This is a genomic window from Nonlabens tegetincola (assembly GCF_002954355.1).
GTDB lineage: Bacteria > Bacteroidota > Bacteroidia > Flavobacteriales > Flavobacteriaceae > Nonlabens > Nonlabens tegetincola.
Genome location: NZ_MQVV01000010.1, coordinates 48,695 through 74,703, shown reverse-complemented (window position 1 = coordinate 74,703; position 26,009 = coordinate 48,695). Strand labels below are relative to the sequence as shown.

Annotated in this window: 24 protein-coding genes and 2 tRNA genes; 13 read left to right on the top strand and 13 right to left on the bottom strand. The window is 35.6% G+C overall.

All coding sequences use genetic code 11. The features are described from left to right. Positions 1-5: 5 nt before the first annotated feature. Positions 6-2,231 carry a histidine kinase gene (locus BST93_RS00820; protein ID WP_105017734.1) on the bottom strand — a complete coding sequence of 742 codons (2,226 nt, stop codon included), beginning with the start codon at positions 2,229-2,231 and terminating at the stop codon, positions 6-8. Positions 2,232-2,426: 195 nt separating this feature from the next. Here BST93_RS00820 and BST93_RS00815 point away from each other — a divergent pair, with 195 nt between their 5' ends. The 6 genes from BST93_RS00815 (at position 2,427) to BST93_RS00790 (ending at position 8,064) form a co-directional block, all read left to right on the top strand. Further along, positions 2,427-3,455 (top strand): SIMPL domain-containing protein, encoded by a 1,029-nt coding sequence (locus BST93_RS00815; protein WP_105017733.1) that lies wholly within the window; start codon positions 2,427-2,429, stop codon positions 3,453-3,455. Between the two features lie 33 nt (positions 3,456-3,488). Continuing rightward, positions 3,489-3,803, top strand: coding sequence for an FEKKY domain-containing protein (locus BST93_RS00810; protein ID WP_146104960.1), 315 nt, complete (start codon positions 3,489-3,491; stop codon positions 3,801-3,803). A 2-nt stretch (positions 3,804-3,805) separates the two neighbouring features. Continuing rightward, positions 3,806-4,975: a vWA domain-containing protein gene (locus tag BST93_RS00805; protein ID WP_105017731.1), complete on the top strand. Its 1,170-nt coding sequence runs from the start codon at positions 3,806-3,808 to the stop codon at positions 4,973-4,975. A 177-nt stretch (positions 4,976-5,152) separates the two neighbouring features. After that, complete coding sequence (gene mutS, locus BST93_RS00800; RefSeq protein WP_105017730.1) at positions 5,153-7,768, top strand: DNA mismatch repair protein MutS; 2,616 nt, start codon at positions 5,153-5,155, stop codon at positions 7,766-7,768. Between the two features lie 92 nt (positions 7,769-7,860). Continuing rightward, a tRNA-Gly gene (locus BST93_RS00795) sits at positions 7,861-7,932 on the top strand. Positions 7,933-7,978: 46 nt separating this feature from the next. Then, positions 7,979-8,064, top strand: a tRNA-Leu gene (locus BST93_RS00790). A gap of 117 nt (positions 8,065-8,181) precedes the next feature. Here the strand turns inward: BST93_RS00790 and BST93_RS00785 are convergent. From BST93_RS00785 to BST93_RS00755, 7 genes are all read right to left on the bottom strand, one after another. Then, complete coding sequence (locus BST93_RS00785) at positions 8,182-8,595, bottom strand: hypothetical protein (RefSeq protein ID WP_105017729.1); 414 nt, start codon at positions 8,593-8,595, stop codon at positions 8,182-8,184. Positions 8,596-8,721: 126 nt separating this feature from the next. Beyond that, a complete protein-coding gene (locus tag BST93_RS00780) occupies positions 8,722-9,513 on the bottom strand; it encodes a TIGR03915 family putative DNA repair protein (protein WP_105017728.1) in 792 nt (263 codons plus the stop codon). Then, positions 9,510-10,772, bottom strand: a complete 1,263-nt coding sequence (locus BST93_RS00775; protein WP_105017727.1) for a putative DNA modification/repair radical SAM protein — start codon at positions 10,770-10,772, stop codon at positions 9,510-9,512. The genes BST93_RS00780 and BST93_RS00775 overlap by 4 nt, the downstream gene beginning before the upstream one ends. A 1-nt stretch (position 10,773) precedes the next feature. Then, positions 10,774-13,845 (bottom strand): DNA polymerase III subunit alpha, encoded by a 3,072-nt coding sequence (locus BST93_RS00770; protein ID WP_105017726.1) that lies wholly within the window; start codon positions 13,843-13,845, stop codon positions 10,774-10,776. A 44-nt stretch (positions 13,846-13,889) separates the two neighbouring features. After that, complete coding sequence (gene dinB / locus BST93_RS00765) at positions 13,890-15,113, bottom strand: DNA polymerase IV (RefSeq protein ID WP_105017725.1); 1,224 nt, start codon at positions 15,111-15,113, stop codon at positions 13,890-13,892. 88 nt (positions 15,114-15,201) lie between these two features. Then, positions 15,202-15,486: a hypothetical protein gene (locus tag BST93_RS00760; protein WP_105017724.1), complete on the bottom strand. Its 285-nt coding sequence runs from the start codon at positions 15,484-15,486 to the stop codon at positions 15,202-15,204. Positions 15,487-15,506: 20 nt separating this feature from the next. Beyond that, a complete protein-coding gene (locus BST93_RS00755; RefSeq protein ID WP_042276394.1) occupies positions 15,507-16,334 on the bottom strand; it encodes an SOS response-associated peptidase in 828 nt (275 codons plus the stop codon). A gap of 132 nt (positions 16,335-16,466) precedes the next feature. On the opposite strand from BST93_RS00755, the gene BST93_RS00750 reads away from it, so the two are divergent. From BST93_RS00750 to BST93_RS00735, 4 genes are all read left to right on the top strand, one after another. Further along, a complete protein-coding gene (locus BST93_RS00750; RefSeq protein ID WP_105017723.1) occupies positions 16,467-17,237 on the top strand; it encodes a LexA family transcriptional regulator in 771 nt (256 codons plus the stop codon). An 89-nt stretch (positions 17,238-17,326) separates the two neighbouring features. Next, positions 17,327-17,599, top strand: coding sequence for a hypothetical protein (locus BST93_RS00745; protein ID WP_042276391.1), 273 nt, complete (start codon positions 17,327-17,329; stop codon positions 17,597-17,599). A gap of 58 nt (positions 17,600-17,657) precedes the next feature. After that, positions 17,658-18,149 (top strand): hypothetical protein, encoded by a 492-nt coding sequence (locus BST93_RS00740; RefSeq protein WP_085775554.1) that lies wholly within the window; start codon positions 17,658-17,660, stop codon positions 18,147-18,149. Between the two features lie 6 nt (positions 18,150-18,155). Beyond that, positions 18,156-18,410 (top strand): hypothetical protein, encoded by a 255-nt coding sequence (locus BST93_RS00735; RefSeq protein ID WP_105017722.1) that lies wholly within the window; start codon positions 18,156-18,158, stop codon positions 18,408-18,410. Between the two features lie 209 nt (positions 18,411-18,619). Here BST93_RS00735 and BST93_RS14140 read toward each other — a convergent pair whose 3' ends face one another. Together BST93_RS14140 and BST93_RS00730 are read right to left on the bottom strand one after the other, a co-directional pair. Further along, positions 18,620-18,793, bottom strand: coding sequence for a hypothetical protein (locus tag BST93_RS14140; protein WP_157546975.1), 174 nt, complete (start codon positions 18,791-18,793; stop codon positions 18,620-18,622). Positions 18,794-18,802: 9 nt separating this feature from the next. Then, the gene (locus BST93_RS00730; protein WP_105017721.1) at positions 18,803-19,009 is read right to left on the bottom strand and encodes a hypothetical protein; all 207 of its coding nucleotides are present in this window, start codon (positions 19,007-19,009) and stop codon (positions 18,803-18,805) included. 137 nt (positions 19,010-19,146) lie between these two features. Between BST93_RS00730 and BST93_RS00725 the strand changes: the two genes are divergently transcribed. Next, a complete protein-coding gene (locus tag BST93_RS00725) occupies positions 19,147-19,806 on the top strand; it encodes a DUF2461 domain-containing protein (RefSeq protein WP_105017720.1) in 660 nt (219 codons plus the stop codon). A gap of 19 nt (positions 19,807-19,825) precedes the next feature. On the opposite strand, the gene BST93_RS00720 is transcribed toward BST93_RS00725, so the two are convergent. Both BST93_RS00720 and BST93_RS00715 read right to left on the bottom strand, forming a co-directional pair. Further along, positions 19,826-20,803, bottom strand: coding sequence for a carboxypeptidase-like regulatory domain-containing protein (locus BST93_RS00720; protein WP_105017719.1), 978 nt, complete (start codon positions 20,801-20,803; stop codon positions 19,826-19,828). Next, entirely contained in the window at positions 20,778-22,040 is a 1,263-nt protein-coding gene (locus BST93_RS00715) for a 3-deoxy-D-manno-octulosonic acid transferase (RefSeq protein ID WP_181072521.1), read from the bottom strand. Before BST93_RS00715 ends, BST93_RS00720 begins: the two co-directional genes overlap by 26 nt. 118 nt (positions 22,041-22,158) lie before the next feature. Between BST93_RS00715 and BST93_RS00710 the strand changes: the two genes are divergently transcribed. Continuing rightward, on the top strand, positions 22,159-23,292 hold the full coding sequence (locus tag BST93_RS00710; RefSeq protein ID WP_105017717.1) for a DegT/DnrJ/EryC1/StrS family aminotransferase: 1,134 nt from the start codon (positions 22,159-22,161) through the stop codon (positions 23,290-23,292). Between the two features lie 2 nt (positions 23,293-23,294). Continuing rightward, positions 23,295-24,587, top strand: a complete 1,293-nt coding sequence (locus tag BST93_RS00705; protein ID WP_105017716.1) for a metal-dependent hydrolase family protein — start codon at positions 23,295-23,297, stop codon at positions 24,585-24,587. A gap of 53 nt (positions 24,588-24,640) precedes the next feature. On the opposite strand, the gene BST93_RS00700 is transcribed toward BST93_RS00705, so the two are convergent. Then, positions 24,641-25,984 (bottom strand): ABC1 kinase family protein, encoded by a 1,344-nt coding sequence (locus BST93_RS00700; RefSeq protein WP_060523354.1) that lies wholly within the window; start codon positions 25,982-25,984, stop codon positions 24,641-24,643. Positions 25,985-26,009 lie beyond the last annotated feature (25 nt).

Sequence of the window (26,009 nt, the reverse complement as noted above, 5' to 3'; positions counted from 1 at the left end):
ATAGATTAGTTTATTATAACAATCACCGTTGTCCCTATATCGGGCTTAAGATTAGCATCTTCTACAGTAAGAGTGATGTTTTTATTATGAAGTTCATTAAGTAAGTCGATACGATTTTTAATATTGCCTAGACCTTTTGAATCTCTTTTCTTTTGATGTTTCGTTTTAAGCTCTTTGGATTTTTCTCTACCTATCCCATTATCCTGTATTACTACTTTAATCCCAGATTGATTGTGCGGTTCAAAACTTACTTTAAGCAGGCCCTTTTCCTTTTTGTATCGTAGGCCATGCCATACAGCGTTTTCAATTATTGGTTGCAGTAGCATAGGTGGAACAGGAATATTAGACTCCTTTATAGATGGGTCTACACTTAATTCAAATTCAAATTTGTCCTTAAATCTCTCATGTTCTAGATGTAGGTAAAGATTGAGCAACTCAATTTCCTTACTAGCAGGAATAAAGTCTAATTCACTGTTTTCTAGCACGCTTCGCATTAGTTTGGAAAAATCTGCTAGATATTTATTGGCTTTACGTTCATCATTAGTAGCGATAAAGTTATTGACTGAATTAAGCGCGTTGAAAATGAAATGAGGATTCATTTGACTGCGCAGAGATTTAAGCGCTAGTAAATGATTATTAATTTTTTGCTGTTTATTGTTACGGTACATGAAATAAGCTAACGTAAGAAGCAGGATTACAGCGGCACCTAGTGAGTAGATAATCCAGCGCTGTCTGCGATTTGCTTCAATGGATAATGCCTGTTCTGCACTCGCTAGGGCTAGTTTATTGTCAGTCAGTTTACGGTCTTTTTCTAGAGTGAGAATACGTGTTTGTTTTGCGACTAATTCTTTGGCATTGCGAGTAGCTTCTTCTAATTGATTTTCTTTCTCAAGGTACAATTGGTCGACGGCTTCAATGTACTTTTCACTGAAGGTTAACGCCTTGCTAGAGTTTCCTTTAATTCGATATAATTTTGAAAGCTCCTTAGATGCATCTTTTAATACATCTAGATCCTCGTTTTTTTCGGCTTCATTCAGACTTTTTAAATAGTAATCAATAGCATCATCAATTTTGTTTTGCTCTTTAAGAGCGGTAGCAATTTTAAGTTGCTCTTTTTGAAGAGTAAGCTTTGGTGCCTCAGGAGTAATAACAGCTGTTTTATTTGACAAAATGCTAGTATCTGAAAAAGTCTCACGATCAGGTGTTATCGAGTCCTTTTCTTTGGCTTCTTCTTCAAACAGCTGTATGTTTTTTTTACGCAGGGCAATCTCCTTGTCATATTGCTGGTTAGCATTATAAAAATCGGCAGTTTGAGATTGGGTTACTATGGTATTTGAACGACCTTCAACGGTAGAATTTGAAATGGCTTTATTAAAATATCCTTCAGCTTTTTCAGTTTGTCCAGCGCGATCAAGATTGTTTCCTATTTTAGTGTTTAGGGTGGTTACCTCATTTAAGTTACCTACTTCTTCAGAAAGTAGTAATGCCTTTTGATACACAGCAATGGCTTGTTGTTGATCGTTAGTTGCGGCATAAGCATCTGCTAGACCTTTTAAACGTTTAATTTCATCATCCTTGTTTTTAAAAGGACCTAGTTCAATAAAAGCCTTTATGGATTCTTGATAATTTCCGTTTTCTCTTAAAGCTGAGGCTCTTTTTAGGGAGACACTTTTATTTGCAATAAAGTTTATTGACGCTTTAAAATTGTCAATTGCAAGATCATATTGTTTATTATTAAAGTATAAATCACCTAATTTTTCATAGGCTGCGGCCTGTTGTTGTTTTGATAATGATTTTGGATTGTTTGATAAGGCGGCGATTAGGAAATCTGCCGTTTTTTTTGGATCCTTATTAAAATATACTTGGGCACTATCTATGGCTTGTGAGTAAGTAAGATCGTTTAAGGAATCATCCTCATCAGTTACCCTAATCTCTAAATCGTCGTTGCTGTATACAGTATGATAAACAGTTTCAAAATCAATACCTCGTATAACTAATCTATCTCCATAATTGGCAGGAATTTGAAAATTCCCGCGACTATCTGTACTGGCGTATCTGCCATTTGGACCTTCAATATTGACTCCTACAATAGGCTTTCCATCTTCCGTGAGTACTCTACCCGAAATGGATAGGCTTGTCTGCTCTGTTTTGGTTTTAGAAAACTTGGACTGCGCATTTAAGGACGTGCAGCTTATAAGTAATATTATTATGACAAGAATCTTTTTCATCATGTGGTAAAACTAGTCATTATTAATTTGATAGTTACTCGTCAAGTTCCTAGAATGGGCCGATTTAAGGGTTTTTATTATGCTTTCGCGAAAGCGTACTCAACACCTACAATACTTCACTCATTCAAACCTATCGTTCACTCATTATAACTGTGATACACGTAGTTCAAGCCGGTACATTTGATAAAAATAATTGACATGAAAACTATTCTATGTATCTGTTTTCTAGCTGTATGCAGCGCTATACCAGCCCAACACCTAGGAAATTTTAATAATCAGGCGGTTCAAATGGATATCTCACGTGCAAATATTGCTACTTCCATGGGTAACGGACATATCAATCAACAAAAGCGCCACCATTCTCAACCCTTGCAACCTAGTAATGTACTTACCTTAAATTTAAAATCCTTATACAATATTGAAGCTACAGATTATACCGCGGTTTTCAATATCAACCAAGTAGGTGCAAGTGCTCAGGAGGCAACAGATTTAATGAATCAAAAAGTAGATGCTATAAAAGCTGCTCTCAAACAAGATGGATTCACAGGACAGTTTTCCATGGATATGATCTCGTTTGTACCGCAGTATGAGATAGAGGTTACTAAAAAATTATTTTCCAAAACTTACACCGAGGTTCCTGTAGGATTTGAGCTGCAACAAAATCTATTGATTAGTTACAAAAACGACGATGACTTTCAAAAAATTCTCACTGCATGTGCAAATAATGAGGTTTATAACCTAGTCAAGGTAGATTACTATGTGAATAACCTAGACGAGATCTATAAAAAACTGCAAGAAAAGCTGTTAGAAGAAGTTAGTGCAAAAAAGAATTATTATGAAGCATTAGGTTTTGATATGAGTACCTACGATGTTTTCATGGCCGATAAAAAGTACTATCATGTGCCTAAGGATTATTACCGCAGTTACCAAGCTGCCGAAAATGTAAGCGTAGAAGCTGCTCAAAAAAAGAAAGTAACCAGAGTAAAAAAACCGACTTCCTATTACTACGACCCAATCTCTTACGATGGATATGATGTTGTGGTTAATGCAGGTATATCAAAACCTGTAATACAACTGGGCATGGATTTGAGCTTACGATATCAACCAAAACCAGAAAAACCTAAGGAGCCTAAACCGGCGCCACCTGCTCCAGCACCACCTAAACCTAAAGTATATGTGATCTCGCCAGATGGACCAGTTCACATTAAACAAATGCCGGATTCTTAAAAATATAGAAAGATGAAAAAGCATGTGTGTATTATGCTATTCCTGCTAGCAACTGTTTTAAGTCATGCACAGGAGCGAGAGGCGATTGTGGTAAATGATAGCTTACCTAAACAGTTCATTGTTTACGGTTTGGTGCCGCCTTCCAGAGACGATGTCAAGGAATTCGAAGATAAATATGGAGTTGGCTCTATATCAATGGGATGTGTTATTGATCCACTATCGTCAGTAAAAGCTACTAAAAACAATTGCGCAATAGCTGCCTATTTGGATCAAAAGTATGGCAGTGTATGGCGCGAGGAGATTAAATATCATCCCTATGGACTGGTCTTAATAAATAAAAATAAATAACTATGAAAAAGAAAATATTGATGCTAGGACTAGCTTTAATAAGTATAGCATGCAACGCCGAGAAAAAAGAAACCGAGGTGCGACTTTCGATTAATCAACAAGCACCTATTGATCAACCGGTTGATAGATCCAAAAAAGCAACCATTCAAATCGCTTTATTATTAGATACGAGCAATAGTATGGATGGACTTATCAATCAGGCAAAATCTCAGCTGTGGGATGTGGTCAATAAAATGACTTCGGCTCATTGTAACGATCAACAGGCAGGATTAGAGATTGCATTATATGAGTACGGGAATTCTGGCCTTTCTGAAAAAGACGATTACATCAGACAGGTGTTACCTTTTTCTACAGATCTAGATATGTTGAGTAAAGAGTTATTTGCCTTGCGCACTAATGGCGGTGACGAGTATTGTGGAGCAGTAATTGACAACTCTATAAAGAAACTGGAATGGCGTGATGGAAAACAAGATCTTAAAATGATTTTTATCGCAGGAAACGAAGTTTTTACACAGGGAACAATTTCGTTTAAGGAGAGTATCATTGATGCGCAAAAAAAAGATATTACAGTAAACACCATTTTTTGTGGTGAATATCAAACGGGTATAAACCTCAAGTGGAAAGAAGGTGCTTCACTAGGTAATGGAGAGTACACTAATATTGATGCTAATAAAAGAACGGTGTATGTCGCGACACCTTATGATGATAAAATTTTGGAGCTAAATAATCAACTCAACTCTACCTATATCGCTTATGGTGATTATGGTAATCAAAAACAAAAATTGCAAATTGAGATGGATGTTGAGGCAATGGTTGTGTCTGAAGAGGTTCAGGTAAAAAGATCGGTAGCAAAATCGTCTTCGAATTACCAAAATGCGAGCTGGGATCTTGTCGATAACGCAGGTGATGACAAGCTTTTGAAAAAGATTATAAAAGAAAACAAATCTACTTTACCAGATTCACTTAAGAATAAAAGTGTGGATGAGGTAGCCGCTTTCGCGAAAGCGGAATTAAAAACTAGAAAACAACTACAAAATCAAATAGCTGGGTTAAACATAAAACGCGAAAAATACATAAGTGAGCAAAACATGGCCGAAGGTAATGGCCTGGAAACAGCCATTTTTAAGGCGATCCAAAAGCAAGCAGAAAAAAAGAGCTACACGTGGAAATAAAGGGTTGAATTTTGAGTTTTAATAGAAACGTGCTGTTTGTAGCTTTCTACTGTATTTAATTGAAGTAGAAAACAGCACGTTTTGCTTTTTACAAAATGTGGAAAAAAGAACCTGCGTTGAATAGCGCATCACGACACGTAATTGTACCTTTGATTTTCATCAGAAATAAAAAAGGTTTTGGCTTCAAAAGCAAAAAAGGTTACCCCATTAATGCAACAATACAACAGGATAAAAAGTAAGTATCCCGATGCTTTACTGTTGTTTAGGGTAGGAGATTTTTATGAAACCTTTGGTGAGGACGCAGTAAGAGCAGCGCGCATATTAAATATAGTACTTACTAATAGAAACAATGGTGGTGAAAAGACTGAACTTGCAGGGTTTCCACACCATTCTTTAAACACCTACTTACCCAAGTTAGTAAGGGCAGGTGAGCGTGTTGCAATTTGTGATCAATTAGAGGACCCAAAATCAGTAAAAGGTATTGTTAAGCGTGGAGTAACTGAATTAATTACACCTGGAGTAGCGCTTAACGATGAAGTGCTGTCTTCAAAATCGAACAACTTTTTAGCAGCAATTACCTTTTCAAAAAATATTTACGGTGTTGCTTTTCTAGACATTAGTACTGGTGAATTTTTAGTGTCTCAAGGTAATAAAGAGGAAGTTGATAAATTATTACAGAACTTCAACCCTAGTGAACTGCTGGTGCCACGTAGCTTGAAGAAAGAGCTTGCACAACAGTTTCCTTATGACTTGCCATTTTTCCATCTTGAAGACTGGGTTTTTCAAATAGATTATTCACGGGAATCACTTTTAAACCATTTTAAGGTAAATTCTTTAAAAGGATTTGGTGTAGAAAACCTAGAAACTGCGCTTATTTCGTCTGGAGCGATTCTACATTACCTTGCCGAAACTCAACACAACAAAATAGACCATATAGCCAGCATTTCCCGTATTGAGGATGATAACTACGTATGGATGGATAGGTTTACTGTGCGTAACCTAGAGCTTTATCAAGCGCTTAGTTCAGGTGCTGTCACACTAATTGATGTGATTGATAAAACCACTACCGCGATGGGTGGTAGGATGTTGAAAAGATGGATGGCTTTTCCGCTAAAAAGTATTCAGGAGATCAAACGTAGACATGATGTAGTAGAGTTTTTTACAAAACAAATAGAACAACGTGAGAGTGTTAAGGATCTTCTTAAGCAAATGAGTGATTTAGAGCGATTAGTGTCTAAAGTCGCTACAGGCAAAATTTGTCCACGAGAGGTTGTTCAGCTTAAAAATAGTCTCGAGGCTGTAGCGCCTATTAAAGAGCTTGCTCAAACGGCAGGAAACAAAGCACTTAATATAATTGGTGAACAATTAAATCCATGTTTGCATTTGATAGACACTATAAAAAGTGCTATACATGAAGAAGCTCCTGTAAATATTTTAAAAGGGACCACAATTGCATATGGATATCATAAGGAATTAGATGAGATAAGGGAATTAGTAACTTCTGGTAAGGAATATCTTGATAAAATGCTAGAAAGGTGTTCTCAAGAAACCGGTATTTCAAGTCTAAAAATAAGCAGTAATAACGTATTTGGATACTATATTGAGGTGAGAAATGCTCATAAGGATAAGGTTCCAGATACCTGGATTAGAAAGCAAACCCTAGTAAATGCAGAGCGTTATATTACTGATGAATTAAAAGAGTATGAAAGTAAAATTTTAGGTGCAGAAGAGCGCATTAATGTTTTACAACAAGAATTGTATGAAGAGGTGGTAAGAGAAATAATGCCTTTTATTAAAGCAATTCAACTAAACGCACAGTTATTAGGAAAGATAGATTGCTTAATCTCCTTTGCAGATCATGCCATGATTTCCAATTATGTTAGACCAGAATTACTGGAGGAAGACGTTTTGGAAATAAAAAGTGGTCGTCATCCGGTAATTGAAAAAATGTTGCCAGCAGATACTCCTTATATTCCTAACGATGTTAGGTTGGATAGGGAATCCCAGCAAATAATTATGATTACTGGACCCAATATGAGTGGTAAATCTGCCATTCTTAGGCAAACTGCACTTATAGTGTTATTAGCCCAAATAGGAAGCTTTGTTCCTGCTGAGAATGTTCAAATGGGAATTGTAGATAAAATATTCACCCGTGTGGGCGCTAGTGACAATATTTCTCAAGGAGAGTCAACATTTATGACAGAAATGAATGAGAGCGCTAGTATTCTTAATAACATCTCTGAAAATAGTTTGGTGCTTTTAGATGAAATCGGTCGTGGGACTAGTACTTATGATGGTATTTCTATTGCTTGGGCTATAACTGAATATTTGCACGAGCATCCTTTTAAACCTAAAACCTTATTTGCAACTCACTACCATGAGCTTAATGAGATGACGGACAAATTTGAACGTATCAAAAATTATAATGTTGAGGTTAAAGAACTTACTGATAAGGTTCTTTTTATGCGTAAGCTAGTTCCAGGCGGTAGTCACCATAGTTTTGGAATTCACGTAGCAAAGATGGCAGGAATGCCACAGCAAGTTATTCTTAAAGCAAATAAAATTCTAAAGACGTTAGAGCACTCTCACAAGCAGCAAGATGATCAAAATGCAATAAGTGCTTTACAGGATGAGGAAATGCAACTTAGTTTTTTTCAATTAGACGATCCGTTGTTAGAGGATATTAAAAATGAAATATTACAGGTTGATATTGATACACTTACCCCAGTAGAAGCTTTGATGAAACTTAATGAAATAAAGAGGATGTTGATTGGTAAAAACAAAGTAGATTAATAATTTTTCATTTTTTTCTTTGACTTGTGATTAAAGTTGTTAAATTTGCAATCCGATTTGAAAAAGTCGATTGTTCATCAACAAAATGAATTGCGAAAGTAGCTCAGGGGTAGAGCATCACCTTGCCAAGGTGAGGGTCGCGGGTTCAAATCCCGTCTTTCGCTCTAAGTTCGATTAATACGAATTAAACAGTGCCGCGGGCACTTCCATGCTGAAGTGGTGGAATTGGTAGACACGTTGGACTTAAAATCCAATGGGCAGTAATGCCCGTACGGGTTCAAGTCCCGTCTTCAGTACTTATAAAAGCTCCTGTAATTTCAGGAGCTTTTTTATTATATTAAAATAAAAATGTTTCCAATAAAAAAATCCGCTGGAACTCCAGCGGATTTTTTTATGAATTAAAGTTTGAGAATTTACTTACCAGTAACTTTTTTGGCAGCATCTTTCATTCCTTCTTTAGCATCTCCAGCGGCTTTTTTCATATCATCACCTGCCTGCTCTAGTGCCTCTCCAGCATCTTTAATACCTTCTTTTGCTTTTTGAACTCCTTCTTTAGCAGCACCTTCAAGGTTTTCTGCTGCATTATCCATCGCCTCTCCAGCCTCATTTAATCCTTCCTTAGCGTCTTCCATTGCTTCATCAGCAGTTTCCATTGCCTTATCAGCAGCATTTTCTAATCCTTCACCAGCCTCTTCTAGTCCTTCTTTTGCGCTATCAGTAGCATTTTCAACACCATCTTTCGCATCCTCCATTCCTTCTTTAACTTCTTTACAGCTTACTGCAAAGATCATTGCTAGTGCAGCAGCACCCATTAATAATTTTTTCATTTTTTGTTTATTTTGATAATTGATTTAACAAATGTATGTTTTTTAAGAAAACTACAGTAAAATTTGTTATAAAATCAAATTTGTTCCATGATTTACACCTTTCATCGATTAAAAACAGGGTGAAAGTTATACTTTTTCACTCAAGTATTTCCAGTACCTTTTTGGAACGTGCTGTATATGAAGTTTTAAATTTTTTCTAGATTCTATGTTGGTACTCTTAAAATATTGATTCCAAAGATTCGTGTAATTATTTTCTTTAAGTTGTTTAGTGGTGAGTAAATTTTTATCTCCTTGTCCAGTCTGAATAGTGTTATAAATTCCTTTTTTATTTTGAGTGGTTAGATCAATTGTTATTTCCTTAACTGTTTTTAGGTCATAGAATATGCCATAAGATCTTTTAAGATCATATATAATCCATTTTTGATCCGCGTACCTGGATTTAAAATGTTTTGAAATTAGTGGAAGAACATTAAAATCGGGCTCAATGTTAGCATAATAAATATCTCCTTCAATCAAATGAAATCTTACAAAGGCTTCCATACGATGTTTTTCTCGATGAACTTTTTTTACAAGTTTATCAAAGCTTAGAACAATATCATTAGCCGCATCATTTAAAATAGATTTGTTATTAGAGATACTTGTTTTAATTATATAGAAGAGTAAATTTTCTACATCCTGACTCTCACTAAGGAAAGCTTTAAAAATTTTGTTTAAACCAGATATGCCAAAAAGTTGCAACAATTTTTTTTGAAGTCTTTTTACTTTTATCTCGTCTGTAATTACTTCTTGGGTTTCGTTAAATATTTCAGGCTGATAGACGCGGACGGATCGAATTTCTACCGAATCAAGCTTATAAAGATAGCTGTCGAATATTGCACTAAGTAAACCGTCAAAAGTATCATCATATACTAAAATCATGAAAACAAGGTTAACTGATTATTTAGATGGGTTGAGTATTTACTGCTACTCTCTTGCAATATCTTATTTTTTAATTGTAATGGAGTAAGGTCTTTTTTCTCAAAATACGTTGAATCACATGTAATAAAATATTTACTTCTGTTTAAAGCGATTCCAATTTTTTTGAGATGCTCCCAATTCAACTTTCGATATCTACGTGCATTAATTATTTTTCTTACCGATTTCATTCCGACACCGGGAATACGCGATAGCATTTCCTTGGAACATCTATTAATATCTAAAGGAAACAAATGTAAGTTTCGAAGTGCCCAGTTTAATTTAGGATCAATATCCATATCTAAATTTGGTTGATCTTCATTTAACAACTCTTTGATATTAAAACCGTAGAACCTAAGTAGCCAATCTGTTTGATAAAGTCTATTCTCTCGTATTACGGGTACTGCAGTACCTATCGAAGGCAGTCTTTTATCATCTGCTACGGGAATATACCCAGAGTAGTAAACTCTTTTCATTTTAAATTTCTCGTAAAAAAAATGAGCACTATACATAATATCCTTGTCTGACTCGCCTGTTGCTCCGACAATCATTTGTGTGCTTTGTCCAGCAGGAGCGTATATAGGTGTGTTTTTTATTAATCTTTTCTCCGATTGATATATCTCAATGTTAGATTTAACCGCCTTCATGGGTTGTATAAAATCTTTATGATCCTTGTCTGGGGCTAATAGTTTAAGACCTTCTTTTGTAGGGATCTCTATGTTCACTGATAAACGATCAGCGTATAGACCAGCTTCTTTCATAAGCTCATCGCTAGCACCTGGAATAGATTTTAAATGTATATAACCGTTAAAACTCTCTTCTTCTCTCAGTTTTTTGGCTACTCTTATAAGCCTCTCCATAGTAGTATCTGGGTTTTTAAATATTCCAGAACTCAAAAACAGCCCTTCTATATAATTACGCCTATAGAAATTTATAGTTAGATCTACTACTTCTTGTACTGTAAAAGCAGCACGTTTTATATCATTAGACTTTCTAGTAACACAGTAAGCACAATCAAATATGCAATGATTGGTAAGCAATATTTTAAGCAATGAAACACACCTACCGTCTTCCGTATAGCTATGACAAATCCCGGTGCCGTTGGAATTACCCAATCCGCCATTTTTATTTGCCCTTTTACTTCCGCTACTACTACAACTCACATCGTATTTTGCTGCATCAGCCAGGATTTCTAATTTTTCTTTGATTCTTTCGTAATTCATTTTAATTCATGTTTACTTCATCACTGCGTTTTCCAGTTGAATTACCTAGTCTGCGATCTCTCAAACTGGTTTGTTTATCTAACCTGTGAATGGTTTGTGGGTTGTCTTCAGCGTATCTAGGATCTTGGATATAATCCATTTTGTCCATATGTGTGACCTCAATAGAGTAAAAGTCAAATTCTTCTACTACCTTGCCGGTGACTTTATATATTCCGCTTCCGCGAAAGCGTAATTTTGAAGCCACTTGAGGAAACATCACGGTATCAAAAAAACCACCATCACGGTCTAAAAAAGTACCAAACTGCATACGTTTTCTATTTGAAGTATGAGTAGTTTTAATGTTAATTACATAACCGTATATTGTTATTGTTTTACCTTTTTTTGATGGTAAATCTTTGTGAGTTAAATCGTTGTCGGGCTGTTGAGCCAAAAGTTCAAAATGAGAACATAACGGAAAACCTAGTAGTTCCATTTGCTCAAAAGCATGTTCTAGTTTTGAAGTTTTTAGTTGCGGTAAATTGACCTTTTTATTTTGTGGAGCAAACAATTTACTTTGCACATCAACTGCGGTTTTTTTGTTGAGTTTAAAGTATGCCTGCCACAGTAAAATACATCTGTCTAAACCCGTAAATCTAAAAGCATTTATCCTTATTAGAATAGCCGCTTGGTCTGCGCTTATAGGAACTCGATTTATAAAATCGTCAAATGAATTAAAAGGCCCATCAAAATTTCTACTCTCAAGAAGGCGCTGTATAGTACGTTTTTCTAGTTCTTTTAAGTAACCTAAGGCTAGGTAAATGGTTGTTCCTTTTATAGTATTCTGAAAATCACTGTTATTTATACAAGGAGCCTCTATAGTTGCTCCACACATTTTAGCCTCATGAACATATAACTCTGGTCTGTAAAAGCCACCGCCGTTATTAAGTGTGGCTGTCATGTACTCTAATGGGAAATAGCGTTTTAAATACAGACTTTGATAACTCTCAACAGCATATGATGCCGAGTGTCCTTTGGCAAAGGCATATCCTGCAAAGCTTTTAATTTGTTCCCAGATTTCTTTTGCTTGCTTATCGTCACGGCCATGTTTTTTACAATTGTCAAAATATTGTTTTTCTACGGCTTTAAATTCCTCTCTAGATCTATACTTGCCGCTCATTCCCCTACGTAAAACATCTGCAGCACCTAAATCTAATTTTGCATAATAATGAGCGACCTTGATAACGTCTTCTTGGTACACCATTATTCCATACGTGTCTGGCATAATACTAGACATGATTGGGTGTGCTTGCTTGCGACGCTCGGGATATCTAGTACGCAGTATGTACTCTCTCATCATACCGCTTTGCGCTACTCCTGGTCTTATCACAGAACTGGCTGCTACTAAACCTAAGTAATCATGGGTGCGCAATTTGCTTAACAACATGCGCATGGCTGGCGATTCAATATAAAAGCAGCCTATACACTTTGCTTGCGATATCATGGCATTAATCTCAGGATCTTCTTTAAACTCTTTTACACAAGCTCTCAAATCCTTAATATCGGCATTTGGCTGGTTGTATTTAACGATACTCACGGTATCTCGTATTTTTCCTAAACCTCGTTGTGCCAGAATATCAAATTTGTGAATTCCGGCATCCTCTGCAATGTGCATGTCAAATTGAACAGTAGCAAATCCTTTAGGAGGCAAGTCGGTAGCGCTGTAATAATGAATATTTTTTTGTGTAATTAAAATACCACCAGCATGAATACTTATATAATTGGGCATGCCTTGTATAAGGTTACCGTACTTAAAAACCAGTCGGTGCATATCGTCCATTTCATGAGCAGGTAGTTGCCCGCTGGTAAGTTTGTCAATATCGCTTTTAGGTAGTCCAAATACTTTACCCAATTCTCTTATTACGGCTCTAAATTGAAAAGTGTTGTAGGTTCCTAATAGAGCTGTGTTTTTGAATCTTTTAAAGATAAACTGTGTAATATCTTCACGGTCGTCCCATGAGAAATCTAGATCAAAATCTGGTGGGCTGGTCCGGTAGTCATTAATGAATCTTTCAAAGTATAAGTCTAGATCTATAGGGTCAACCTCTGTTATTTGTAGTAAATACGCAAGTATACTGTTTGCGCCGCTACCACGACCTACATAGAAATAATTACGTTCACGGGCATACCGGCAAATTTCCCAATTAATCAAAAAGTAAGCGACAAAACCTTTGCGTTTTACAGTAGTAAGTTCTTTTTCAATGCGCTCGTAAATAGCAGTTTTGTCAACCACGTCCTGATATCGCAAGTTAATCCCGTCATGTGCTAGTTGACTAAGTAACTTGAAATCATCTTCTTTATTTTCTGTAAAAATTTGCTGATTTTCATTGAGTTGGGCATTATCAAAATTAAAATCTATAGAGCATTGTTGCAGTAGCTTTTCTGTATTCTCGATTAACTCAGGAAATGATTTAAAATGCTCCTGTAGTTCTTCTACTGGAATCATTTTATCGTTAGGATGTCCTTGTTGATCTTCGGGTAATTGACTTAATAAAAGATTACGATCAATAGCACGTAGCAATCTGTGTGCATTATAATCCCTCTTGTTTCTAAAACTTGTAGTTTGTAAAATAACAAGGTGGTCCTTGTAGCTCGCATACTTGGTAAAAATCAATTTGCGTATCGATGCTGTTGAGATTCCTATTTTTTCGCTTTCGCGTAAGCGTACTATTCCCATTTCCATCACTCGTTCTAGAGGATAGACTACATAAGCGTGTTTAAATACAGGAGCTCTATCGGGTAGAGTTTTTTTACTGTGTAAATGATCGGATAGGAAGGAGTTGAGTTCTTGAAATCCTAAATTATTACGAGCTATACCTACATACAACTGCTTATTGTCATTGCGAAAATCGATTCCTACAATACTTTTTAGGTTTTGCAGGGTGCACAATCTTACAAAATTTAGACAAGCACTAGTGTTATTGATATCTGTAATCACAAAATGTTTTACACCACATTGTAAGCTTAAATCAATCAATGATTGCTCATCATAGGTACCGTATCTTAAAGAGTAATAGGTGTGATTGTTTAAATACATGTTGTCTGAAGCTTAATCCCTAATATGATTGTGTTTTTTCTTTTTTATTGTTTGCGATGAGCTAGTACTACGGGTGGTAAGCCATTGAATGGATTCATCATACGTCCTATAGTTTTGGCACCCATTCCAGAGGCGCGTATTACTTTGCGGTCACCATATTTTTCTCTTATGTGGTCTAGGGCGTGGTATAAATTGAGTGCTTGTTCTGTATCATCAAATAGGTTTATTTGATAGTTGCCAGTGACTAGGTGTGAAAATCTCACACCTATTAATCGCACTCTTAACCTACGATTGTACAGTTGTTTAAATAATTCTAGCACCTTGGGAATCAAAATATGATCTGCACTGCAATAAGGTATTTTGACCTGTTTACTATAGGTGTTAAAATCAGAGTAACGTATTTTAATACTCACACAAGCGGTTAATTTCTCACCACGTCTTAATTGAAAAGCAAGGTTTTCTGTCATAGCGGTAAGTATGCTATGTAATCGTTTTACGTCTATAGTGTCTTTGTCAAATGTGCGCTCGGTTGATATAGACTTACGTTCGTTAAATGCAATAACAGGCGTGTTGTCTATACCATGTGCTCTACGCCATATGAGTAAACCATTTTTACCTAATACATTTTGCATAACATCACTAGGCATTTCTTGTATGGTTTTTATTTTTTTGATTCCTAGGTTACGTAGGGTTTGATATGTTTTATCTCCGACTTGAGGAATCTTTTTTATGGACAATGGCGCTAGAAAAGGTTTTTCTAAACCATAATCAATCATGAGTTGATTGTTAGGTTTTGCCTCGCCGGTAGCCACTTTAGAAACAACCTTATTGATGGACAAACCAAATGAAATAGGTAATCCAGTCTCCCTTATAATCCTACGCCTCATCTCAGTAGCAAACTTGTAACAGCCGTAGAATTTGTCCATTCCTGTTAAATCGGCATAAAATTCATCTATGCTAGATTTCTCAAAAAGAGGAACCTCTTCTTTTATTATTTCTGTTATTTCGTCTGAATGCTTTGAATACACACCAGCATTACCCCTGATAACGATAGCTTCTGGACACAGTTGCCGGGCCAGCTTCATGGACATACCACTGTGTACCCCATAACCACGAGTTTCATAACTGCATGCCGCTACTACACCACGATCACTTGTGCCACCTACTAGTATAGGTTTTGTTTTTAACCTAGAATCCATTTTGCGTTCAACAGAAACGTAAAAGGTATCTAGATCTAAATGCATGATGTGTTTTTTTTGAACTGACATTTATGTCTTTACTTTAAAATTAGAGGTTAAAAAACCTCACTAGGAAATCCTGTGAGGTGCAATTCGTGTTATAAAGGAAGCTTTATTTTTAATCGTCCATGTTTTTTATGACAATGTCATGTACTGTAGGTTCCAAATAACTAATTATTCCCTCGCGTTCTAGGTCATTATTCCATTTGATTTGATGCTGTAACAATACTTCGTTGATGACCTCGTAAGCTTTATTAACTAGTTCATTAGTCTCTGCAACCTTTTCTGGCCAGCTTTTTACATTTTGTTTTAAAAGTTGAGCTACTAGAAGTGATTTTTTCCTGTGCTGCATGAGTTGTTCAATCCTTGATGCAACCTCACGTTTAATTTTTTCTATTGACATTTCATTCACGGTATTTGTGATTAAAACAATACAAATTGATCTCCTTCAACCAGGCGTTCTTCTCTTATACTATAAGAATGCTCTTCCTTGTATTTCAACTTTTCATAAGGACTGCGATTAAAGTCCATAAATAATTTATCTCCTATTGGTTTTAATAAGTCTAAACCGTTAGATTTTGGATTTTTAATTTTTTGAGAAATAGGATATGCGTTAAAACCTTTAGGGTCAAAAGGCTTCATAATTGATGATAATTGTTTTACATCTAGATCTGTGTCTAGCCAAAGCTCTTCTTGTTTTTTTGTAAGGACTAAAGGAGCGCGGTGATGCTCGATACGTTTTGTGATACGATTTGCAGCTGTGGTTACTATCGCTACTGTGTGATGTAATTGACCTGTAAGAGGATGTTGCCATATGTCGTAAATACCAGCTAGTGCAAATGGACCTTGATTTTGATTTGGATAAATAAAATACGGTCTATTTAGTTTCTCGTGTTTAGGTCCTTCAATAAAACCATCGACTAGCACTAAGCAACGCTGGCTTTTTATCGCTTTACGAAACATAGGTTTCTGGAAAATACCTAGTGCTCCATCATATTGACTGTTGTTTTCTTTATTGTTACTTCCTTCTGCACGAGCATTAAGCATATAAGTTTGCTTGTGTGCCCAGTGTGGAGTAAATCCTAATGTAAACATTTGTATGTGATGTGGGTTACTAGATGTAACTACAGGTATGAGGTCACCAGCGCTTATGTTTACATTTTCTACTAATGGTATTTTACTAGCAAATCTTGCATTAAATCGTTTTTCTAATGTTGCTTGTGACGATAGTAAAGTTGCTCTTCCACACATAATAAATCTTATTTTGGAATAATTCCAATAAAAATTCCGTTTAACAGGTCAAATATATGGAATAATTCCATTAAGTAGGAAATATTCCAGTGTTAAAATTGGAAATATTCCATTAATATGTATATTTGTTTTATGGCACAAGACATTCCAATAGAGGCTAAACGCTTTAAAATAATTAGAGAAGAGTTGGGTAAAACCCAATCTGAATTTGCTCAATTGCTAGGAGCTGGATCATCAACCGCAGATATTGAACGCGGCAAAAAGAAGATTACAGGAAGCGTAGTAGTTGAACTATTAAAGCAATTTCAAGTAAACCCTATGTGGCTGTATGGTACAAGTTATAATAAGAAGCTGGATACAAGCGCTAGTACTTCACCAAAAGTGGTAACTCTAGATTCAAATGAACGCGAGAATATGATTATGGTGCCTATTAAAGCTAGTGCCGGTTATGCCAGTAATGTGCAAGATACAGATTGGTATAATGAATTGCCTGCTTTTAATATACCATTACCTCAATATAAGGAAGGTAGTTATAGAGCTTTTCAAGTAAAAGGAGATAGTATGTTACCCGTACTACAACCTAAAGAATGGGTAATGGGTAAAGCGGTAGAAAGTATGGCTGCTGCAAATAACAATCGTATTCATGTTGTAGTAACACCTGATAGTGTTCTAGTTAAAAAACTACGTAAAACCGAATCTAGTCGCGAGGTATACTTGATTTCATTAAATAGAGAATATCCAGTTATTGAACAACCCGTAGAAGAAATTACAGAACTATGGGAAGTGAATTCAAAACTAAGTTTTGACCTAGAGGTACGAGAAGGTCAAGAAGCTATGATTAGCTTACAAGAAGGTTTAGAAAGTTTAAGAGAAGAAATTAAAAAAATAAAGAGCTATAATTAATTTTTAATATTAACAATAGTATCAATATTTTGTTAATAAGTTAAACAATGCAATTTTTTTTTATTTAACTTTATGGAAATTAATGAGTTATGAAAACATTTTATCTTATTGGATTATTAATGACTTTTTCAAATTTTTCAACATCTGATTACAATTATTGTGGATGTGGGGATTTTGAAGGAGGTATTACACATTACCAAATTTTGAATAATGGTAGAGGTTGCTGTACTGGGACTGTGGTCGGTGAATACGCTTATTACGATACTTATGTAAATGAGGGTGAAGCATGGCATTGGATTGGTAGGGAATTTATTTCACCGGCAGCCGCACAAGAATCTTGTTGTTCAGGTCAAAACGTTTAAATTTTTATATTATGAAAAAAATAAATTATTCTATTTTGTTTTACTAGCTATAATACTTATGGCGTGTACTAACAATTCTGAACAGATTAAAGATGATTCAGAAAAAGGGACCATTCCATCAGAAGTAGAAAAATATGCAGTTCCAAAATCTTCTGTCAGCTGGAATTCGGATAAATTTAATAAGTTGTCAATTGATGATTTGTTTGATGTTTACAAAGCTGAAAAAAATGAACATCGATCGGAATTGTATTATAACAATTTATTAGCTATGTGGCACACTAATTTTTATAGTAGGACTTCTCAATTAAATGAAGAGCAAGTCAATGTTTTAATAAATGACATGTCAAGGATGAATTCTAATATCCCCTCAATGGCTACTTTTTATTCATTGGTAAACAAAAATTATAAATTATCAGACCCAAAAAGGAAAAAATTATTGGATGATTTTTATAATAAAAACAAAATGTATTTAGAGAATGCTTCTTGGAATAATCAAGAACTTCAAAAACAGAAATTAGGACAGCTTAATAAACTGCAATTCTTAAATTAATTTGTTATGAAGCTAAAAATCTATGTATTAATTATATCTATGTTTTTTCTAAACTTTTCTTTTGGAAAAAACTGTGATTGTGGGAATTTTGAGACAGGTTTGATAAAGTATAGTGTAGAAGATGAAACAGGCTGTTGTAGTGGTTCTTTCATTGGTGAAAATGGCATGATCGGTTTTTATGAACAAAGCGAAGGTGCTTGGATGTTAGTAGACGTAGAACCAATATCATTTTCCAGTATTACTGAGCAGTGTTGTTCATGATTAATATAGGTTAAATGTTTTTACTATTCTTACAACATCAATCTAAATTGAAATGAAAAGTGCATTAAATAAGTTTAATTATAATAAGCCTATCGAACAGATAAATAAACAAATGTGTTGAACTTATGGGTTGAATTTAGCAAGACTTTAAATCCAAAGCATAAAAAAAGGCACTTAAAAGTGCCTTTTTTATAAGATTAATCTTGATTTTAATCCTTATCTGCTGGTGTAGGATTAGTATCAAAACTTTCTTGAGCATCGCTGTCGTTAGCGTCTTCACCTAGTCCTTGTACTTCAACTTTGTCCATTCCAGGTCGTTCGTCACGACAACTGGTTAAACTTAAGGTGAACAAGAATAATAGACCTAATAATATCTTTTTCATAGCAATTTTTTAATTATCGTCGCCTATTTTTTCTATTTGCTCATCAATCTCTTCATTAACTTCTTTATCTACTTTTTTAGCAGCACGTTCAAGAGCTCCTTCAGTTTCTTCAGCTTCCTTTTCAACTTCTTTGATTACTGTTTTAGTTTCAGTTTCTCTACAAGAAATGACTAATGTTGTACAAGCAATCGCAAGTAATAAAACTATTTTTTTCATGTCGGTGTTTGTTTTGATCAAAGATATGTAGCTCACCTAGCAGTTAGTCTTATAATTATATTAAGTACTTATAAAAACTGTTAAATTGTTTACGCTTTCGCGAAAGCGAAACTATTTTAACACAAATTGTTTAAAATATGAATTTTAGAAAAATGTTTGAATTTTTGCGTGAATTGCAAAAAAACAATAATAAAGAATGGATGGATCAAAATAGGAAACGCTACCATGAGGTACGGGACGATTACATAGTCTGGTTGAATGAGCTGGATCAAAAACTAATGCAAGTTGATGATAATTATATTTCAACCGATGGACGCAAGGCGCTTAATCGAATTAATAACAACCTGTTATATCATCCTAACAAGCCTATATATAAAGATCATTTTGGGGCAGGATTAGATTTAAACGCTAGCGGTAAGCAGGGTGATTTTTATATCCATATAGGTGTAAATGAGTCTTTTCTGGCTGGTGGTTATTGGAAACCTAAAAAGGAATTGCTAGACTCTATAAGGGATGCTATTGATTATAACGGCGATGAATTCAAGAAGGTGCTTAATAAGAAGTCTTTTAAAGACACCTTTGACCTTATCGATGACGGCGAAAGTTTGAAAACGGCGCCTAAAGGATTTTCACAAGATCATGAACATATTGATTTATTGCGTAAAAAAACACATGCTGTATCGCATTCTCTTACCCAAAAGGAAGTTATGCAAGCCGATTTTATGGATCATTGTGTGCATATTTATAAAGAGATGATGCCCTTTAGAGACTATTTGAATAAGGCGGTAACCGTGTAGTCTAGATTTTTTCTTTGGATTAGTCTTTGTAGAACACTTTAAACTCGGCGCCCATGCCGTAATTTTCATGACCACTGCGCAGTAATTTGCTTTTTGGATTATAGGAGAAATCAAAAAGTGTCCATTGCTTGTTGTTTAAAAATATGCGACGTACATACGTTTTCTTCCCTTCTATCTCGTCAGTAAAAGGTAATAGAGGTCTATAAGTTGTGGCTATTTTTTGGGTACCGTACTTAGATTTGAATTCACGATATTTTTTTGCTTTTATTAATTCGCCCTTGGGCGTGGTATAGCCTAAAACTTGTATGGAAGCAAAAATGCCTTCTTGAGGAATATTAATATTGAGATCTTCAATATCCAGCTCGTACACGTCGCCGGCTTCTTGGGTAATTATAAAAGTTTTTGAAGGCCACAGAGATTCTCTTACTGGTTTGCCATCTGGTGATACGTCGTAAAACACAACTCTAAACATGGTAGAGAATCTTCTGGTCTGTTTACGATTTTTGCTGCGCTGCGTGTCTTCTAGTAATATAGGTAGTTTTAATATTTTGATTTGAGTAGGTGCGTTTTCATAGCGATCAAATCTTACAGCGATTTCACTTTCTACAGTAGGTAGCCAGCAATCATGATAATTATCATGAACGAGCTCTTTCTTTTTCTTTCGTTTGTGTTTTCCTGTAAGTTGTGCGTTTATAATAACTGTTTCCAGATTGTTTTGTTTGGCTTTGAGGAATAAAGTGTCTGCGATTTTACTTGATGATAAAGCCAGTTCTTGATAGCCTATTGAGCTAATGAATAAAGAATCAACATCCTTATAAAGGACCTTTGAGAATTTGAATACACCATCACCATCGGCAAAGGTTCCATTACCGTTACCAAAACTTACCGTGGCAAATGCAATGCCTTCTTTTGTTTCATTGTCCACTACAACAATGTTATCTTGGGCATTATTAATTAAACTTATAAAAAGGCTAATTATGGACAACCATATCTTCATTGTATTCTTTTAAATAATTAAGTATTAATCGAGTGGCACCCGTATTGCTGTTAATCCAATGTCCAGAAATCATACCAGTTTTGTCTCTTAAATAATCATCTTCAAAAAGTTTATTGATTATCTCATTGAATTCTTGTTTGTTTTTTATTGAAAACAGTCCGCCTAAATCTTCAAGTTTTCCTGCCTCAGGAAATTTTTCATAGTTTTTTCCAATCACTACCGGTATTCCAAAGGTTGCGGCCTCGAGAATATTGTGCAATCCTTTTGTACCCATAGCTCCACCTACATAAGCAATACTAGCGTAGCTATAGGCTAGAGTAAGCTTTCCTATACTGTCGATTATAAGGGTAGTTGTTTCTTCGACTACTTTATTTTTTTCAATCTCACTGTACAATTGTACAGGATGATCAAGTTGATCTATTAATTGCTTTATCGCATTACTATGAACTTCGTGTGGTGCTATGATTACCTTGTAATCTTCATTTTGACTATTGGAGTTTAACCAGTTCTTCATAACCGAAATATCCTCTGGCCAGCTACTACCTACCACGAGGCACTTTTTGTTAGCGAGAAATTCATCTAAGAAATCTAGATGGTTACCACGCTCAATGAGTTGGCTGGCACGATCAAACCTAGTATCGCCGCTCACGGTTGCATTTGTATATCCCAGATTTTTAAGATGGTATAATGAATGTTCATCTTGTAAAAAGAAATGAGAAAAGGCTTCTAAAGAAGGTGTCATCCACTTGCCGTACCAGGAATTAAAAGGCATTTTTTCTCTAAAAACTCCACTTACTAGTATGGTGTGAATCTTTTTAAGTTTAAGTTGATTAAGGTATTGTGGCCAAAACTCATATTTTACCATAATTGCGAGACTGGGCTCAACAATCTTTATGAATTTTTGAGCATTAGTCCTTGTGTCAAGAGGTAGGTAACAAACAACATCAGCCAGCGATGTATGCTTTTTATTTTCATAACCACTAGGTGAGAAAAAGCTTAAAACAACTTGATATTTTTCTCGATTAATTTTTTCTAGCACTGGGACTACTTGTTCAAACTCTCCTAGGCTGGCTGCGTGAACCCAGATTTTTGGAGTAGTTTTCTTTACCTTTTGATCAAGGATATCCCACGTAGCACCACGACCTTTTGCCCCTAGGTTAATCTTTTTATTGAATAATCCGATTAGGGGCAAGCCAGCCTTTGCAGCAGCCATTATAATACGATATAAAACTTTCAAAAAACAATTGATTTTACTCAAAAATAGTACAAAAAATACGCTTGGGTCATGCTCCTAATATTGCGTATTTTTACAAGTAGAGTCAAAACATTGACTTTTTCCAAAAATTAAATTACAAATGCGTAAGATTCAAATGGTTGACCTCAAAGGTCAATATGAAAAAATAAAAGAAGAGGTAGATGCAGGTATCATGAATGTGATAGAATCTACCGCATATATAAATGGTCCCGAAGTTCACGCTTTTCAAAAAGAGCTAGAAGAGTACCTAGATGTAAAACATGTGATACCATGTGCCAATGGTACTGATGCTCTTCAAATAGCTATGATGGGATTGGGTCTAGAGCCAGGTGATGAAGTGATTACTGCCGATTTTACGTTTGCAGCGACAGTTGAGGTAATTGCGCTACTTAGGCTTACACCAGTTCTAGTGGATGTTAATCCTTTCAATTTTAACATTGATCCAGAAGCTATAAGAAAAGCCATTACTCCTAAAACTAAGGCCATCGTACCTGTTCATTTATTTGGGCAAGTAGCAAACATGAGTGAAATCATGGAAATTGCAAGAGAGCATGATTTGTATGTGATTGAGGATAATGCACAAGCTATTGGAGCTAACTACTTAAATGAGGATGGTACTAAGTCTAAGACTGGAACAATAGGTAATGTAGGTACTACTTCTTTTTTTCCTTCCAAAAATTTAGGTTGTTATGGTGATGGTGGCGCTATTTTTACTAATGATGATGATCTTGCTCATACCATAAGAGGAATCGTGAATCATGGAATGTATGTTAGATATCACCACGATGTTGTAGGAGTCAATTCACGATTGGATTCTGTTCAGGCAACTGTTCTTAGATCAAAATTACGTCGTCTAGATCAATACAATGAGGCTCGTAGAACCGCTGCTAGAAAATACACGGCAGCACTTGCTGGTAACGAGAAGATTATCACGCCGCTCATTTGTGATAACTGTGATTGTCATGTGTTTCATCAATATACCTTACTTGTAAAAGATACCGATCGCGATGCGCTCGTAGCCTATTTGAACCAACATGATATTCCTTGCGGTGTTTACTATCCTATACCATTACACCTTCAAAAAGCCTATGCCGATGATCGCTATCAAGAAAAGGACTTTGGAGTAACAAATAGATTAGTAAAGGAATGTATATCATTACCTATGCACACAGAATTGGATGACGAGCAAATCAAATTTATAACAGACAAAGTATTAGAGTTTGTAAATTCTTAATTATGAAAAATATCGCAGCACTGATGTTGTTGGTATGTCTCGCTTTCGCGAAAGCGTACTCACAACAACCTTCAACCACAACGTTCATACACGCAGGTCACTTACTAGATGCCAAAAAAGGTGAGTGGCAAACCGAAATGACTTTAATCATTGAAGGGAATAAAATACAATCAGTGCAGAAGGGATACAAAACACCTACAGGACAAATAAACCTTATAGATTTAAAAGATCAATGGGTGATGCCAGGATTTACAGATATGCATGTGCATATGGAGACAGAATATAATCCACATGCATATGTCCAAAAATATGTAGACGATCCAGCAGATGTTGCTTATGACTCAGTAAAGTATGCTGAAATCACACTTCTTTCAGGTTTTACAACAGTAAGAGATTTAGGTGGTAGTGGTATAAATATTTCCCTGCGAGATGCTATTAATAAAGGGAAAGTACCGGGACCGCGTATTTTTACGGCTGGAAAATCTATTGCTAGTACTGGCGGTCATGCAGACCCTACAAATGGTAGTAATCAAAAATTAATGGGTGATCCAGGTCCCAGACAAGGAGTAATTAATTCTCCCGAAGAAGGTAGGGAAGCTGTTAGACATAGGTATAAAAATGGCGCAGACTGTATAAAGATTACAGCAACTGGTGGTGTTTTAAGTGTTGCAAAAAACGGCAGTAACCCACAATTTACTATTGAAGAAATACGCTCGATTACACAAACCGCTGCTGATTATGGGTTTCATGTAGCTGCTCATGCTCACGGTGACGAGGGCATGCGTAGGGCTGTTGAAGGTGGTGTTAAAACCATTGAGCATGGTACCTATATGAGTGAAGAAACAATGGATCTTATGATTGAGAAAAATTGCTATCTAGTTCCTACCATAACGGCAGGTAAAGAAGTGGCACTCAAAGCAGAGGAAGAAGGTTTTTATCCAGAAGTGGTTGTACCCAAGGCGAGAGAAGTTGGTCCACAAATACAAGGGACCTTTGCGAGAGCCTACAAGCGAGGTGTGCCTATTGTTTTTGGTACTGATGCTGGTGTGTTTGCCCATGGTAAAAATGCCAAGGAATTTGGCTACATGGTAGAAGCTGGAATGAAACCTATGGAAGCCTTACAAAGCGCCACTATTTCACCAGCTATAATCCTTAATATGGAAAATGAAATCGGACAGTTGCAACCTGGTTTCTATGCAGATGTGGTAGCGGTAACAGAAAATCCAGAAAAGAATATCGCCATTCTAGAGCAAATAGATTTTGTTATGAAGGATGGAGTGGTTTATAAAGATTAAGTATCGATTCTATAAACTGCTTAATACTATAATTTCTAATAGCGCGCTTCACATTATGAGAGCGCGCTATGATTTTTAAGACCTTTTTCTTCTAGATATTTTATATAATCGTGAGTGTTTACAGTTGCTTTTAAATCGTGTAATAGATTATATAGTCCAAAGAAAGTGCGATTGATATATAGGAAATGCTTACTACCTCTATTACCGTTCATTTTACGCAATTCCTTATCGTTGCTATACTTCTCACTTAAAGAGGATATTTCATCCCAAAAAGATTCATCAGAAAAGTCGAAAGTTTTTTCTTGAAAAGGTTTAGTAAACAAACTAAGCATCTCATGGAATAAAGCAGAGAAATATTCAATTTCTTGATCAGTATCGTCTGGACGTAGGATTTCTAGCTGTTTCAATTTTTCCTTGAATGTATCAGGGTTGTTGATATGTTCTGGTACCGCAAGCTCAAAGTAAGGCTGGTAAAATTCTTCAGGTACTTGTTTGATACATCCAAAATCTATTGCAATTAATTCATTATCCTCTGAAATTAGAAAATTACCAGGATGAGGATCTGCATGTACGGCTTTAAGGCCGTGCATTTGAAACATGTAAAAATCCCAAAGCGTTTGACCTAATTTATTCCCAGTTTTGGAGTTAAAATCTGTTTTTGCAAATTCACTTAAGTGTGTTCCTTGCATCCAATCCATGGTTATAATGCGCTTGCTAGAAAGCTCTGGATAATAAGATGGAAATTTTAATCCAGGTATATGGCTACAAGCCTCAGTAACTTCTATACTTTGCTTTACCTCTAATTCATAGTCGGTTTCTTCTAAAAGTTTTTCTTCTACTTCGGCAAAATAACGCTTGCTGTCTTCGCCTTTCAAATTGAACATTTTGATGGCGATAGGCTTTACAAGGGCAAGGTCACTACTTATAGAATCTGCCACTCCTGGATATTGAATTTTTACAGCGAGCTGTTTACCATCCTTAGTCGCTTTGTGCACTTGACCGATACTAGCTGCATTTACAGAATCTTTTGAAAACGAATCATATATATCTTCAGGATATGCGTTTTGATACTTTCTAAATGTTTTACGAACTAAGGGTGCTGATAATGGTGGAACGCTAAATTGAGCTAGACTAAATTTTTCTACGTAAGCACCAGGTAACAAGCTCTTATCCATAGAAAGCATTTGAGCTACTTTAAGAGCGCTACCTTTCAAACTTTTTAATCCATCATAAATATCGGCAGCATTGTCCTCGTCCAAAGTACTACGGTCAAGAGTTGGATTAACAGCTTTTTTTGAATAATACTTTAGGTAGTTGGCACCTATTTTGGCACCAGTCTTTACTAGCTCTGTAGTGCGGCCTATTTTACTAGTAGGTATTTTGTCAATTGTTTTCATAACAAGAAAATGTAAAACCTGATTT